This window comes from Thiofaba sp. EF100, assembly GCF_039822285.1.
Classification (GTDB): Bacteria; Pseudomonadota; Gammaproteobacteria; order Halothiobacillales; family Halothiobacillaceae; genus Thiofaba.
In genome coordinates, this window is record NZ_JBAJEY010000002.1 from 304436 (window position 1) to 318014 (window position 13579).

Genomic DNA, 13579 nt, shown 5'->3' on the forward strand with positions numbered 1-13579 from the left:
CTCAGCCCGCCTCGCGCAGCACCAGCGCGGGTGGCGTGTTCAGCGTGCCGCGCAGGCTCAGCCAGCCGGCCGTCGCGCTGAGGGCGGCGCCAAGCAGCGGCGTGATGAGCCAGGGCAGGGGCGAGATGGGCAGCCATGCCTCCAGGATCAGGCGGCCCAAGCTTGCGCTGACGAGGGTGGCGGCGAGGGCGGCGAGCAGCCCGGCGAGCAGGCCGAGCAGGGCGTACTCGGTGACAAGCTGGCGGCGCAGCCAGCGGCGCGAGGCGCCGAGGGTGCGCAGCAGGGCAGTCTCGTGGCGGCGGGTGCGGGCGGTGCCGGCGGCGGCGTTCCACAGCACCAGCCAGGCGCTGATGAGCACGAAGCCGAGCACCAGCCCCACCGCGGCTTCGATGCGTGTCAGCACCTCGCGCACCTGGGTCAGCGCGGCGCGGATGTCGATGATGGTGATGTTCGGCAGCGCGGCCACCAGTTGATCCGCGAGTCCGGCCTTGTCGTCCGGAAGGTGGAAGCTGGTGATCCAGGTGGCCGGGTAGCCGTCCAGCGCGCCGGGCGGGGCGGAGACGAAGAAATTGACGTTGAAGCTGTCCCAGCGCACCCGGCGCAGGTTGAGCACGGTGCCTTGCCAGTGCTCGCCGGCAATCTCGAACTCAAGCAGGCTGCCCAGTCCAATGCCAAGGCGCTTGGCAATGCCCTCCTCCACCGATAGCCAGTGTTGACCGGCCTCATCCGTGCGCCAGTGGCGCCCGGCGATGATGCGGTTGTCGGCAGGGTGGGTGTCGGTCATCGACAGGTTGAACTCGCGCTCGGCGAGGGCGCGCGCCCGTCCCTCCGCCAGCGGGCGCTCGCTGATGGGCTGCCCGTCGATGCTCAACAGGCGCCCGCGGATCATCGGTCTGAGCACGGGGGGTGGCAGGCCGGCCTCGACCAGCAGGCGGCTAAGGTCGTCCTTTTGTTCTTCCAGCAGGTTGATGACGAAGCGGTTCGGCGCATCCGCCGGTAGGCGCGCTGCCCAGCCCTCGAGCAGGTCGGTGCGCAGGCTGAAGGCGAGGGTGAGAGCCATCAGGCCGAGGCCGAGGGTGGCCAGGGTGAGATGGGCGCGGCTGCCGGGCTGGGCCAGACGGCCGAGGATGGCTGCGCTTGCGGGCAGCCAGCGTCGCCGGGCGAGGAGGATGGGCAGGCTGGCGAGGAGGACCAGCACGAGTCCCAGGGCAAGCGCCCCGCCGAGAACGGCGGCGGTGAGGCGGGTCGGGCCGGCGATGACGGCGACCAGTGACGCAAGCAGGATGATGCCGGCGGTCAGGGCGCTCCAGCCGGCGGGGCCCCAGGCAGGCGGCTCCAGATGGCGGCGCAGGATGCGCAGCACCGGCGTTGCTCGCAGGCGCAGCACGGCGGGCAGGGCGAAGGCGAGGGTGATGAGGGGGCCTGCTGCCAGGCCGAGCAGGGCAGGCAGGGGGCCGGGTGGGGGTAGGTCGGTGGGGATCACGCCCCGCAACAGCAGGGGCAGGAGCGGTTGGATGGCGTAGCCGAGGAGGACGCCGATCAGGCTGCCGAGCGCGGCGGTGGGCAGCAGGGCGAGCAGGGCGGAGGTGGTGATGAAGCCTGCCCTGGCGCCGAGGGCGCGCAAGGTGGCGGCGGCATCGAGCTGAGCGCGCAGGCGGTCCTGCATGCCGATGCCGACCGCGAGCCCCGCCAACAGCAGGGCGAGCAGGCCGCTGACGCGCAGCAGCCCCTCCGCACGGCTCAAGGCCTCGCGCAATTCCGGGCGGGTCTCGTCCAGTCCCTCCAGGCGCTGGCCGCGCTCGGGGTGGCTTCGCGCGTAATCGGCAAAGGACTTCAGCGCCGCGGCGCCGCCGGCCAGGTGCAGGCGGAAGGTCGCGCGGCTGCCGAAGCCGAGCAGGCCGCTTGCGGCGAGGTCGGCCTCGGCGATCATCACCCGTGGGCCAATGGCGAACACGCTGGGGGCGCGGTCCGGCTCGCGGTCCAGTCGGCCGCCCGCCTGCAGGGTGAGCTGGCCGAGGCTGAAGGGGGCGCCCTGGTCGAGGCCGAGTGCAGCCAGGGCATCCGGTTCAAGCCAGGCCTGGCCTGCGGCCGGTGCGCGGGCCGTGGTCCCGTTCACGCGCAGCTCGCCGAGCAGGGGGTATTCGGGGCTCACCGCCTTGATCTCGACCAGGCGTGCCCGCTCGGCGGCCAGAATCATGCTCGGAAAACTGGTGGAGGAGGCGCTGCGCAGGCCGAGGCGCTCCGCCTCGGCGCGGAAGTGGGGCGGGATCGCGTGGTCGGCGACCAGCACGAGATCGCCGCCCAGGGCCTCGGCGGCACCGTGCTGCAGCGCGCCGGACAGGCGTTCGGCGAAGGTGCTGACCGCCACCAGCGCGGCGACGCCGATGGCGAGCGCCATGACCATCCCGAAGGCCCGCTGGCGCTGGCGGCGGGCGTACCACAGCACCCCGCCGTTCATGGCTTGGTTCATGATGGCCTCAGCCGACCTTGGTCGAGGCGCAGCAGACGGTCGCAACGCCCGGCCAGGGCCGGATCATGCGTGACGAGCAGGAGGGTCGCGCCGCGCTCGCGGTTGAGTTCGAACAAAAGCTCGATGATGCGCGCCCCGGTGGCTTGGTCGAGGTTGCCGGTCGGCTCATCGGCCAAGAGCAGGGGCGGTTCGAGGGCGAAGGCGCGGGCAATCGCCACGCGCTGTTGCTCCCCGCCGGAGAGCTGGGCCGGGTAGTGATGCATGCGGTGCGCAAGGCCGACGGTGGCGAGCAGATCCCGGGCGCGTGCCGAGGGCGTGGGATGTCCGCCCAGGCGCAAGGGTAGCTCGACGTTTTCCTGCGCGGTCAGTCCAGGCAGGAGCATGAAAGACTGGAACACGAAGCCGATCATGCGCCCGCGCAGGGCCGTGCGCTCGTCCTCGGACAACGGGCCGAGGGCTTGGCCGTCGAGCAGGATCTCGCCTTCCGTCGGGGTGTCGAGCGCTGCGAGCAGGCTGAGCAGGGTGGTCTTGCCCGAGCCCGAGGCGCCAACCAGGCCAACGCGCTCGCCGCGCGCAAGCTCGATGTTGATATCCTCAAGCAGGCGCAGTGGGCCGTCAGCGGTATAGACGGTCTTGCCGAGACCGCGGGTGTGGAGGAGTGCTTGCATGAGAGGTTTCTTGGTCGGTTCCTTAGTCCATAGATCATGGCTGGCGCTGGCGGTTCTGTGTATCACGCTCGTGGCGGGCCAGCCAGCCGCCCGGGCAACCGATGTGCTGCTGATCGTCGGCGACAGCCTGAGCGCAGGCTATGGGGTAAACCGGGAGCAGGCATGGCCGAGCCTGCTGCAGAAGCGCCTGCACGATGCCGGGCTGGACGTGCGGGTGGTCAATGCCAGCATCAGCGGCGAGACCAGTGCCTCGGGGCGTGCGCGCCTGCCCGCGCTGCTCGAACGGCACCGGCCGCGCTGGGCGGTCGTCGAACTCGGCGCCAATGACGGCCTGCGAGGGCTTGCGCTCGACGCGCTGCGCGCCAACCTCAAGGCCATGCTGGAACGGGCGCACGCCGCCGGGGCCGTGCCCATCCTCGCGGGCATGCGCCTGCCGCCCAATTACGGATCCATTTACACGACCGAGTTTGCCGCCATCTATGCCGGGCTGGGGCGGGAATATGTGACGATCCCCTTCCTGCTGGACGGGGTGGCCGGCCAGCCGCAGCTCAACCAGCCCGACGGCATCCACCCGAATGCGGAGGGGCACCGCCTGATCCTGGAGAACGTATGGGCCGTACTCGCGCCGGTCCTGGGGGTGGGGCCGCAGGTTGAGGGTGAAAAGAAAACGATGTTAGACTCCCGGAAATGAGTAAATCCCCCTCCATGGGCCTGCCGCTCATCGGTGCCGGAAACATGTTCGTATCGATGATCGCCTCCGGCTTCATCATCGGATACCTGGTCGATGGCTGGTTCGACACGCGGCCCCTGTTCATGTTGATCATCGGGGGGCTGGGGGTGATCGGCGGCTTCCAGAAGGCCCACCAGCTGCTGAGGATGCAGGATCGTGCCCGGCAGCAGGGTTGATCTGCTTGCCCGCCGGCTGATGCTGGCGCAGCTGAGCGCCACCGCGGTGCTGGGGCTGCTCTGGGGGGGGCTCGGACATTATTTCGACGGGCTGGCCGTGATCTACGGCGGGCTCGTCAGCATGGTGCTCGCGTGGTTGCACAAGCGCGGCGTTCGCAAGGCCGAACAGCGCGCCATCCATGACCCGAAGGGCAGCATGCTCGTTTTGTACGTGGGCGCGGTCGTGCGTTTCCTGCTCCTCATCGGCCTGCTTGGGCTCGGGATGGGATTGCTGAAGCTGCCGGCGCTGCCCTTGTTCGCAGGTTTCGTGCTCGCGCAGCTGGGGTTCCTGGCTGTCGCGCGGCGCTAGTTTTCGTCAAGCTTGGATTTGGGGAGTACAACCGTGAGCGCAGCGGAGAACTCGGGCGGCGGGTCCGTCGAGTACATTCAGCACCACCTTACCAACTGGTCGGTCGGCGAGGGTTTCTGGACCCTCAATCTCGATACCCTGGTCGTCAGCGTCATGCTCGGCGCCCTGATCGTGTTTGCGGCCATGCGTGTGGGGCGCAGCCTCCAGGTGGGGGCGCCGAGCGGCTTCCAGAACTTCGTCGAGATGGTGCTGGATTTCGTCGACAAGCAGGTCAAGGATTCCTTCGGTGGCAAGGACAACAAGCTGATCGCCCCGCTCGCCCTGACCGTGCTGGTCTGGGTGTGGCTGATGAACTTCATGGACCTGATCCCGGTGGATCTGGTTCCGGCCATCCTGCATGGCGCCGGCCTTGAGCACTTCAAGCTCGTGCCGACCACCGACATCAACACCACCCTGGCCATGGCGGGCGTCGTGTTCCTTCTGACCGTCTACTACAACATCAAGGTCAAGGGCGTCGTCGGCTATGCCAAGATGTTCCTGTTCCACCCCTTCGGCAAGTTCCTGATCCCGGTCAACGTCATCATGACCGCCATCGAGGAGCTGGCCAAGCCCCTCAGCCTTGGCCTCCGACTCTTCGGCAACATGTTCGCCGGCGAGCTGGTGTTCCTGCTCATCGCCCTGCTGTCCGGCGCGGCGACGATCGGCGCGGCCCTGCTGATCTGGTTCCCGCTGCAGGTCGTGCTTGATCTGGGGTGGCTGCTGTTCCACATCCTCATCATCACGCTGCAGGCCTTCATCTTCATGGTGCTGACCATCGTCTATCTGGGCATGGCGCACGCCTCCGAAGATGACCACTGAGTCGCTGATGACAACCACCTTTTCAACCCTTCACCTTCAACAAAATCCGTAAGGAGAACCGACGATGAACGCTGACATGATCGCGATGATTTATGCCTACACTGCCGTAGGCGTGGGCGTGATTCTTGCCGCTGCTGGCCTGGGCTCGGCCATTGGCTGGGGCCTGATCTGCTCCAAGACCCTCGAAGGTATTGCTCGTCAGCCGGAAATGCGCCCGCAGCTGATGGTCAACATGTTCATCTTCGCCGGTCTGATGGAATCCTTCCCGTTCATCATCCTGGCCTTCGCCATGTGGTTCCTGTTCGCCAACCCGTTCGTGGGCGCCCTGCAGGCCGCCATCCAGGCAGTCGGCGGCTAAGACACGGGGAATCCTGGCGTGCGGGCCCTGGTGTCCGCGCGCAGTTTTCCTGTGTCCCCTAAAGAGGTAGGCAACCGTGAACATTACGGTCACCCTGATTGCCCAGATGATCGCCTTTGTGGCGATGATCTGGCTGGTGAACAAATTCCTGTGGGCCCCGCTGTCCACCATGATGGAGGCACGTCGTCAGCGCATCGCCGACGGCCTGTCCGCCTCCGAGCGTGGCAAGCACGAGCTCAAGCTCGCTGAGGAGCGTGCGGTGCAGATCATCAAGGAAGCCAAAGAGAAGGCGACCGAGATGCTGGCCCAGGCCAATGCCCGCAGCAACGAGATCATTGACGAAGCCCGCAACAACGCCAAGGCCGAGGCCGACCGCATCCTCTCCGGTGCACAGGCCGAGATCGACCGCGAAGTCGAGCGCGCCAAGCAGGAGCTCGGCAAGCAGGTCGCCGTGCTTGCGGTCGCTGGCGCTGAGCGCATCCTGAAGCGCGAAGTGGACGCCAAGGCACACGAAGCGTCGCTCGCCGACCTCGTGGCCCGCGTCTAAGGGGGCACTATGTCCGAGATCGCAAAAGCCGCCCGCGCCTATGCCCGCGCTGCCTTCGAGGTGGCCCAGGCCAAGGGTCAGCAGGCCAAGTGGTCCGAGATGCTGGCCTTCCTGGCGGCGGTCGCCAACGATGCCGACATGGGGCGCCTGATCGCCTCGCCGGCCATCGGTCGCGACAAGCTGGTGGAACTCATGCTCAACGTCGCGCAGGGTCGCCTGACGCCCGAGGCCGAAAACCTCGTGCGTCTGCTGGGCGAGAATGCGCGTCTTGCCCTTCTGCCGCTGATCGCGGTGGAGTTCGAGGAACTCCGTCGCGCCGAAGAGGGCCGGATGGACGTGCGTGTGGTGTCCGCCAAGCCGCTCGGCAGCGATGAGCAGGCCAAGCTCGTCGAGGCCCTCGGCAAGCGTCTGGGCAAGGTCATCACCCTGGCCAATGAGGTTGACGAATCCCTGATCGGCGGCGCCATCGTGTACGCGGGGGATCTGGTCATCGACGGTTCAATGCGGGGTCGCCTGCAGGGCCTGGCAAACGCTGTGGTCCGCTAAGGAGTTATTTTCATGATTAATCCTTCTGAAATCAGTTCCCTGATCAAACAGCGGATTGAGAGTTTCGAAGTCGGTGCGGATGCCCGTACCGTTGGCACCATCGTCAGCGTCAGCGACGGTATCGTGCGCATCCACGGTCTGACCGACGTCATGCTCGGTGAGATGATCGAGTTCCCGGGCAACACCTTCGGTGTGGCGATGAACCTCGAGAGCGACAGCGTCGGTGCGATCGTTCTGGGTCAGTATGGCCACCTGAAGGAAGGCGACCAGGTCAAGTGCACCGGCCGTATCCTGGAAGTGCCCATCGGCAAGGAGCTGCTCGGCCGCGTGGTCGACACCCTGGGCCGTCCGGTGGATGGCAAGGGTGAGATCGGCGCCAAGCTGACCGCTCCGATCGAGGTCATCGCCCCGGGCGTGATCGATCGCAAGTCCGTCGACCAGCCGCTCTTGACCGGTATCAAGGCGCTGGACGCCATGGTGCCCATCGGTCGTGGCCAGCGTGAGCTGATCATCGGTGACCGTCAGACCGGTAAGACCGCGGTCGCCATCGACACCATCATCAACCAGAAAGGCAAGGGCGTTTACTGCGTCTATGTGGCGATCGGCCAGAAGGCCTCGACCATCGCCAACATCGTACGCAAGCTGGAAGAGCACGGCGCGATGGAGTACACCATCGTCGTGGCCGCCGGCGCCTCCGACCCGGCCTCCATGCAGTACCTGGCTGCCTACGCCGGTTGCACTATGGGTGAGTACTTCCGCGACCGCGGTATGGACGCGCTCATCGTGTACGATGACCTGACCAAGCAGGCCTGGGCCTACCGTCAGATCTCCCTGCTGCTGCGCCGTCCGCCGGGCCGTGAAGCCTATCCGGGTGACGTCTTCTACCTGCACAGCCGCCTGCTGGAGCGTGCCTCCCGCGTGAACGCCGACTACGTCGAGAAGTTCACCAACGGCGAGGTGAAGGGCAAGACCGGCTCGCTGACCGCGCTGCCGATCATCGAGACCCAGGGTGGTGACGTCTCCGCGTTCGTTCCGACCAACGTGATCTCCATCACTGACGGTCAGATCTTCCTCGAGACCGACCTGTTCAACGCCGGCCTGCGTCCTGCCATCAACCCGGGTATCTCCGTATCCCGCGTGGGTGGTGCGGCCCAGACCAAGATCATCAAGAAGTTCTCCGGCGGTATCCGTACCGACCTCGCCCAGTACCGTGAGCTGGCGGCGTTCTCGCAGTTCGCCTCCGACCTGGACGAGGCCACCCGCCGTCAGCTCGAGCGCGGCAAGCGCGTCACCGAGCTGATGAAGCAGGCCCAGTACAAGCCGCTGTCCGTGGCGGAAATGGCTCTCTCGCTGTTCGCCGCCAACGAGGGCTATCTTGACGACGTACCGGTCGAGAAAATCGGTTCCTTCGAGTCCGCGCTGCACGCCTACGCGCACAGCAACGCGAAGGACATGATGGATGCGATCGGCAATGACGGTAACCTCAACGACGACATCTCCGCTGGCCTGAAGAAGACCCTCGAGGCCTTCAAAGCCAACGGTGTCTGGTAAGAGAGGCGACTGTCATGGCCGGCGCTAAAGAAATCCGTACGCAGATCAAGAGCGTTCAAAACACGCGTAAGATCACCAAGGCCATGGAAATGGTCGCGGCGAGCAAGATGCGCAAGGCCCAGGAAAACATGGAGGCGACCCGTCCTTACCTGAAGAAGGTCAAGGAGGTGATCGCCAACCTCAGCAACGCCCATCCGGAATACCGCCACCCGTTCATGGTGGAGCGTCCGGTCAAGCGTGTGGGGATGATCCTGGTAACCACCGACCGTGGTCTGTGCGGCGGCCTGAACGTGAACCTGTTCAGGCAGGCCCTCAAGACCATGAAAGGCTGGGCCGATCAGAACATCGAGATCGATGTCTGCGCCATCGGCAGCAAGGGCGTGGCCTTCGTCAAGCGCGGGGCCTTCAACCCGGTGGCCGAGATCACGGGCTTGGGCGATCGCCCGAAGTTCGTGAGGGTGCAGGGGGCGGTCAAGGTCATGCTCGACGCCTTCGAGGCGGGCAATCTGGACGAGATCTGGATTGCACGCAACGACTTCGTCAACAGCATGACCCAGCGCCCCGTGATCGAGCGCATCCTGCCGCTCATGCCGGTGGACCTGCCCGAACTGCAGCATCGCTGGGACTACATCTACGAGCCCGAGTCGAAGGACGTCCTGGATCTGTTGCTCAAGCGTTACGTCGCTGCCAGCGTTCACCAGGCGACCATCGAGAACGTGGCCTGTGAAATGTCTGCACGCCGCATCGCCATGAAGAACGCGTCCGACAACGCGGGCGGGCTGATCCGCGACCTGAAGCTGAAGTACAACAAGGCACGTCAGGCCGCGATCACCCAAGAGATTGCGGAAATTGTCGGTGGCGCGGCTGCGGTCGGCTAAAGGCTTGAATTCTTACGTATTGATGATGAGGAACCGAACATGAGTTCTGGCAAGATTCGCGAAATCATCGGTGCGGTCATCGACGTGGAGTTTCCACGTGATGCCGTACCGAAGGTTTACGACGCACTGAAGGTCGACAGCACCGGTCTGACCCTCGAAGTTCAGCAGCAGATCGGCGACGGTGTGGTGCGTACCATCGCCCTCGGCGCATCCGAAGGTCTGCGTCGCGGCCTGTCCGTGAGCAACACCGGCGCCCCCATTTCGGTGCCGGTGGGCAAGGCCACCCTGGGCCGCATCATGGACGTGCTGGGCGAGCCGATCGACCACGCCGGTCCGATCGCCACCGAAGAGCGCAACGTCATTCACCGCAAGCCGCCGGCATTCGACGAGCAGTCCTCCAGCACGGCCTTGCTCGAGACCGGCATCAAGGTCATCGACCTGCTGGTTCCGTTCGCCAAGGGCGGTAAGGTTGGCCTGTTCGGCGGCGCCGGCGTAGGCAAGACCGTGAACATGATGGAGCTCATCCGCAACATCGCGGTTGAGCACAGCGGCTACTCCGTATTCGCCGGCGTGGGCGAGCGTACCCGTGAGGGCAACGACTTCTACCACGAGATGAGCGAAGGCGGCGTACTGGACAAGGTGGCCCTGGTCTACGGCCAGATGAACGAGCCGCCCGGCAACCGTCTGCGTGTGGCGCTGACCGGTCTGACCATGGCCGAGTACTTCCGTGACGAAGGCCGTGACGTGCTGATGTTCATCGACAACATCTACCGTTACACCCTGGCCGGTACTGAAGTCTCCGCACTGCTCGGCCGTATGCCGTCCGCGGTGGGTTACCAGCCGACCCTGGCCGAGGAGATGGGCGTCCTGCAGGAGCGCATCACCTCCACCAAGACCGGCTCCATCACCTCCGTGCAGGCCGTGTACGTTCCGGCGGACGACCTGACCGACCCGTCCCCCGCGACCACCTTCTCGCACCTGGATGCGACCGTGGTGCTGTCCCGTGACATCGCCGCCCTGGGTATCTACCCGGCGATCGATCCGCTGGATTCCACCAGCCGCCAGCTCGACCCGCAGGTGGTGGGTGACGAGCACTACACCATCGCCCGCGGCGTGCAGAAGACCCTGCAGCGCTACAAGGAGCTGAAGGACATCATCGCCATCCTGGGGATGGACGAACTGTCCGAGGACGACAAGCTGGTCGTGGCCCGTGCGCGTAAGATCCAGCGCTTCATGTCCCAGCCATTCTTCGTGGCCGAGGTGTTCACCGGCGCCCCGGGCCGCTTCGTTTCCCTGAAGGAAACCCTGCGTGGCTTCAAGGGCCTGCTGGAAGGCGAGTACGACCACCTGCCGGAGCAGGCGTTCTACATGGTCGGTGGCATTGACGAAGCGGTTGAGAAGGCCGCCAAGCTCGCCGCCAAGTAATCAGGAGGCTGTATGGCCATGACCATCCATGTGGACATCGTGAGCGCCGACAAGCCCATCCACAGTGGCCAGGCGACCTTCGTGGTCGCCCCCACCACGGGCGGTGAAATCGGCATCACGCCGCGCCACACGCAGCTCCTGGCGACCCTCAAGCCGGGCGAGGTCCGCGTGACCGACGAGAAGGGCAACATCAGCCACTACTACGTCTCCGGTGGTGTGATCGAGGTGCAACCCCTCAAGATCACCATCCTCGCGGACAGCGCCCTGCGTGAAGAGGATGCCCGTGCGGTGGAGCTCGCGGCCGAGGAGGCCCGCCTCAAGGCCCTTGAGAGCAAGGGGGCCATCGCCGAGGGCGCCGAGGTGGATTACTTCCGCCTGCAGAACGAGCTGATCGAGGGCGCCGAGCGCCTGCGCTGGATCCGCGAGATCCGCGGGGTGCGGAGCAACGTCTCGCAGTAATCCTGCCAAAGGAGCGCATGAAAAAAGGAGGCCTGGCCTCCTTTTTTGTTGTCCGCGATCCGGCGGGCAGGGAGGCTCCAACAGCGGGGCTGCGTAGGCGCGGCGCTACCGCCGCGATGAAGGCGGATGATCGGCCCGGGGGCGGGCCTCCTACACCCCCCTTGGCACCGTCAGCCAATGGTCGAGGGGGCATGGCTTTCCCTCAGGTCGGCTGTGTAGGAGCGGCACCCTCGCCGCGACAGGGGGCGTGAGGTCGGTCGGCCCGGGGGCGGGCCTCCTCGGGCACCGTCGGCCGACCGCCCTCAGTCCTTCACGCAGTCGATGTGGTAGACGATCCTGCCGTCCACCTCCTCGGCCACCAGGCCGTGGATGTCGGTCTCGAACCCCGGCAGCTGCCGGTTGAATTCGCGCGCGAACTTCAGGTAATCGACAATGGTCTTGTTGAAGCGCTCGCCCGGGATCAGCAGCGGGATGCCCGGCGGGTAGGGGGTGACCAGGCTCGCGGTGATGCGGCCCTCCAGCTCGTCGATGGGCACCCGCTCGATCTCGCGGTGGGCCATCTTGGCCCAGGCGTCGGCCGGGCGCATGGCGGGCACCATGTCGGAGAGGTACATCTCGGTGGTCAGGCGCGCTACATCGTACTGCTTGTACATGTCGTGCAGCTTGCGGCAGAGGTCCTTGAGGCCCATGCGCTCGTACACCGGGTGCTTGGCGACGAACTCGGGCAGGATGCGCCACAGCGGCTGGTTCTTGTCGTAGTCGTCCTTGAACTGCTGCAGGGCGGTGACCAGGGTGTTCCAGCGGCCCTTGGTGATGCCGATGGTGAACATGATGAAGAAGCTGTAGAGGCCGGTCTTCTCTACCACCACGCCGTGCTCGGCCAGGTACTTGGTGACGATGCCGGCCGGGATGCCCCAGTCGGCGAAGTCGCCGTCCACGTCGAGCCCCGGGGTGATCACGGTGGCCTTGATCGGGTCGAGCATGTTGAAGCCCTCGGCCAGATCGCCGAAGCCGTGCCAGCGGTCGCCCTTCTTGATCATCCAGTCCTCGCGCCGGCCGAGGCCCTCCTCGGGCAGATGATCCGGGCCCCAGACCCTGAACCACCAGTCCGAGCCCCACTCCTCATCGACCTTGCGCATCGCGCGGCGGAAGTTGAGCGCCTCGACCAGGGACTCTTCCACCAGCGCGGTGCCGCCCGGCGGCTCCATCATCGCCGCCGCCACGTCGCAGGAGGCGATGATGGCGTACTGCGGCGAGGTGGAGGAGTGCATCAGGTAGGACTCGTTGAACACGTCGCGGTCGAAGCGCTGCTCCTCGCAGTCCTGCACCAGGATCTGCGAGGCCTGCGAGAGGCCGGCGAGCAGCTTGTGGGTGGACTGGGTGGAGTACACCAGCGACTTCTTGCAGCGCGGGCGGCCCTCGCCGATGGCGTGGTAGTCGCCGTAGAACTCGTGGAAGGCGGCGTGCGGCAGCCAGGCCTCGTCGAAGTGCAGGGTCTCGATCTCGCCGTCCAGCAGCTCCTTGATCGCCTCGACGTTGTACACCACGCCATCGTAGGTGGATTGGGTGATGGTCAGGATGCGCGGCTTCTTGTTCGCCGCATGGCGGGCGAACGGGTGGGCCTCGATCTTCTTCTGGATGTTCTCGGGACGGAACTCCTCCAGCGGGATCGGGCCGATGATGCCGAAATGGTTGCGCGTCGGGGTGAGGAAGACCGGGATGGCCCCGGTCATGATGATCGCGTGGAGGATGGATTTGTGGCAGTTGCGGTCCACCACCACGATGTCGCCCGGGGAGACCACGCTGTGCCAGACCATCTTGTTGGAGGTGCTGGTACCGTTGGTGACGAAGTACAGGTGGTCGGCGTGGAAGATGCGCGCGGCGTTGCGCTCGGAGGCGGCCACGGGACCGGTGTGGTCGAGCAGCTGGCCGAGTTCCTCGACCGCGTTGCACACGTCGGCACGCAACAGGTTCTCGCCGAAGAATTGGTGGAACATCTGCCCCACCGGGCTTTTGAGGAAGGCCACGCCGCCGGAGTGGCCGGGGCAGTGCCAGGAGTAGGAGCCGTCCGCGGCATAGCCGGTCAGGGCGCGGAAGAAGGGCGGGGCCAGGGTGTCGAGGTAGGCGCGCGCCTCACGGATGATGTGGCGGGCGACGAACTCCGGGGTGTCCTCGAACATGTGGATGAAGCCGTGCAGCTCCTTGAGCACGTCGTTCGGGATGTGGCTGGAGGTGCGCGTCTCGCCGTAGAGGAAGATCGGAATGTCCGCGTTGCGGAAGCGGATCTCCTCGACGAAGCTGCGCAGCTGGCGCACCACATGCAGCTCCTCCTCCGGGTTGCCGGAGTTGAACTCCTCGTCGTCGATCGAGAGGATGAAGGCCGAGGCGCGGCTCTGCTGCTGGGCGAAGGTGGAGAGGTCACCGTAGCTGGTGACGCCCATGACCTCGACGCCTTCCTCCTCGATGGCCTTGGCCAAGGCGCGAATGCCGAAACCGCTCGCGTTCTCGGAGCGGAAGTCTTCGTCGATGATGACGATGGGGAAGCGGAATCTCATGGGCGACCC

14 protein-coding genes are annotated in these 13579 nt (G+C 65.9%); 11 read left to right on the plus strand and 3 right to left on the minus strand.

Going from position 1 to position 13579, the window contains the following annotated elements; translation table 11 throughout:
• Position 1 precedes the first annotated feature (1 nt).
• Both V6D91_RS05845 and V6D91_RS05850 read right to left on the minus strand, forming a co-directional pair.
• Positions 2–2470, minus strand: coding sequence for an FtsX-like permease family protein (locus V6D91_RS05845; RefSeq protein ID WP_347318622.1), 2469 nt, complete (start codon positions 2468–2470; stop codon positions 2–4).
• Complete coding sequence (locus tag V6D91_RS05850) at positions 2467–3138, minus strand: ATP-binding cassette domain-containing protein (protein WP_347318624.1); 672 nt, start codon at positions 3136–3138, stop codon at positions 2467–2469. Before V6D91_RS05850 ends, V6D91_RS05845 begins: the two co-directional genes overlap by 4 nt.
• Between V6D91_RS05850 and V6D91_RS05855 the strand changes: the two genes are divergently transcribed.
• From V6D91_RS05855 to atpC, 11 genes are all read left to right on the plus strand, one after another.
• Complete coding sequence (locus V6D91_RS05855; protein WP_347318626.1) at positions 3137–3829, plus strand: arylesterase; 693 nt, start codon at positions 3137–3139, stop codon at positions 3827–3829. The genes V6D91_RS05850 and V6D91_RS05855 overlap by 2 nt on opposite strands.
• The gene (locus V6D91_RS05860; RefSeq protein ID WP_347318628.1) at positions 3826–4044 is read left to right on the plus strand and encodes an AtpZ/AtpI family protein; all 219 of its coding nucleotides are present in this window, start codon (positions 3826–3828) and stop codon (positions 4042–4044) included. Before V6D91_RS05855 ends, V6D91_RS05860 begins: the two co-directional genes overlap by 4 nt.
• Complete coding sequence (locus V6D91_RS05865) at positions 4025–4393, plus strand: ATP synthase subunit I (protein ID WP_347318630.1); 369 nt, start codon at positions 4025–4027, stop codon at positions 4391–4393. Before V6D91_RS05860 ends, V6D91_RS05865 begins: the two co-directional genes overlap by 20 nt.
• 33 nt (positions 4394–4426) lie before the next feature.
• Complete coding sequence (atpB, locus tag V6D91_RS05870) at positions 4427–5251, plus strand: F0F1 ATP synthase subunit A (protein ID WP_347318632.1); 825 nt, start codon at positions 4427–4429, stop codon at positions 5249–5251.
• 64 nt (positions 5252–5315) lie between these two features.
• The gene (gene atpE, locus V6D91_RS05875) at positions 5316–5609 is read left to right on the plus strand and encodes a F0F1 ATP synthase subunit C (RefSeq protein ID WP_347318634.1); all 294 of its coding nucleotides are present in this window, start codon (positions 5316–5318) and stop codon (positions 5607–5609) included.
• Positions 5610–5685: 76 nt separating this feature from the next.
• The gene (locus V6D91_RS05880; protein ID WP_347318636.1) at positions 5686–6156 is read left to right on the plus strand and encodes a F0F1 ATP synthase subunit B; all 471 of its coding nucleotides are present in this window, start codon (positions 5686–5688) and stop codon (positions 6154–6156) included.
• Positions 6157–6165: 9 nt separating this feature from the next.
• Positions 6166–6702, plus strand: a complete 537-nt coding sequence (locus V6D91_RS05885) for a F0F1 ATP synthase subunit delta (RefSeq protein ID WP_347318638.1) — start codon at positions 6166–6168, stop codon at positions 6700–6702.
• A 12-nt stretch (positions 6703–6714) separates the two neighbouring features.
• Positions 6715–8253, plus strand: coding sequence for a F0F1 ATP synthase subunit alpha (gene atpA / locus V6D91_RS05890; RefSeq protein ID WP_347318640.1), 1539 nt, complete (start codon positions 6715–6717; stop codon positions 8251–8253).
• 14 nt (positions 8254–8267) lie between these two features.
• A complete protein-coding gene (gene atpG, locus V6D91_RS05895; RefSeq protein ID WP_347318642.1) occupies positions 8268–9131 on the plus strand; it encodes a F0F1 ATP synthase subunit gamma in 864 nt (287 codons plus the stop codon).
• 39 nt (positions 9132–9170) lie between these two features.
• Positions 9171–10556 carry a F0F1 ATP synthase subunit beta gene (gene atpD, locus V6D91_RS05900; RefSeq protein WP_347318644.1) on the plus strand — a complete coding sequence of 462 codons (1386 nt, stop codon included), beginning with the start codon at positions 9171–9173 and terminating at the stop codon, positions 10554–10556.
• Positions 10557–10568: 12 nt separating this feature from the next.
• On the plus strand, positions 10569–11015 hold the full coding sequence (gene atpC, locus V6D91_RS05905; protein WP_347318646.1) for an ATP synthase F1 subunit epsilon: 447 nt from the start codon (positions 10569–10571) through the stop codon (positions 11013–11015).
• 302 nt (positions 11016–11317) lie between these two features.
• On the opposite strand, the gene V6D91_RS05910 is transcribed toward atpC, so the two are convergent.
• The gene (locus V6D91_RS05910) at positions 11318–13570 is read right to left on the minus strand and encodes an arginine/lysine/ornithine decarboxylase (RefSeq protein ID WP_347318648.1); all 2253 of its coding nucleotides are present in this window, start codon (positions 13568–13570) and stop codon (positions 11318–11320) included.
• Between the last annotated feature and the right edge of the window lie 9 nt (positions 13571–13579).

Excerpts from the sequence above, each read along its gene's own strand:
- V6D91_RS05885 (WP_347318638.1), top strand. The coding sequence starts at position 6,166 with ATGTCCGAGATCGCAAAAGCCGCCCGCGCCTATGCCCGCGCTGCCTTC.
- atpA (WP_347318640.1), top strand. The coding sequence starts at position 6,715 with ATGATTAATCCTTCTGAAATCAGTTCCCTGATCAAACAGCGGATTGAG.
- atpE (WP_347318634.1), top strand. The coding sequence starts at position 5,316 with ATGAACGCTGACATGATCGCGATGATTTATGCCTACACTGCCGTAGGC.
- V6D91_RS05910 (WP_347318648.1), bottom strand. The coding sequence starts at position 13,570 with ATGAGATTCCGCTTCCCCATCGTCATCATCGACGAAGACTTCCGCTCC.
- V6D91_RS05855 (WP_347318626.1), top strand. The coding sequence starts at position 3,137 with ATGAGAGGTTTCTTGGTCGGTTCCTTAGTCCATAGATCATGGCTGGCG.
- V6D91_RS05860 (WP_347318628.1), top strand. The coding sequence starts at position 3,826 with ATGAGTAAATCCCCCTCCATGGGCCTGCCGCTCATCGGTGCCGGAAAC.
- atpD (WP_347318644.1), top strand. The coding sequence starts at position 9,171 with ATGAGTTCTGGCAAGATTCGCGAAATCATCGGTGCGGTCATCGACGTG.
- V6D91_RS05845 (WP_347318622.1), bottom strand. The coding sequence starts at position 2,470 with ATGAACCAAGCCATGAACGGCGGGGTGCTGTGGTACGCCCGCCGCCAG.
- V6D91_RS05850 (WP_347318624.1), bottom strand. The coding sequence starts at position 3,138 with ATGCAAGCACTCCTCCACACCCGCGGTCTCGGCAAGACCGTCTATACC.
- atpC (WP_347318646.1), top strand. The coding sequence starts at position 10,569 with ATGGCCATGACCATCCATGTGGACATCGTGAGCGCCGACAAGCCCATC.
- atpG (WP_347318642.1), top strand. The coding sequence starts at position 8,268 with ATGGCCGGCGCTAAAGAAATCCGTACGCAGATCAAGAGCGTTCAAAAC.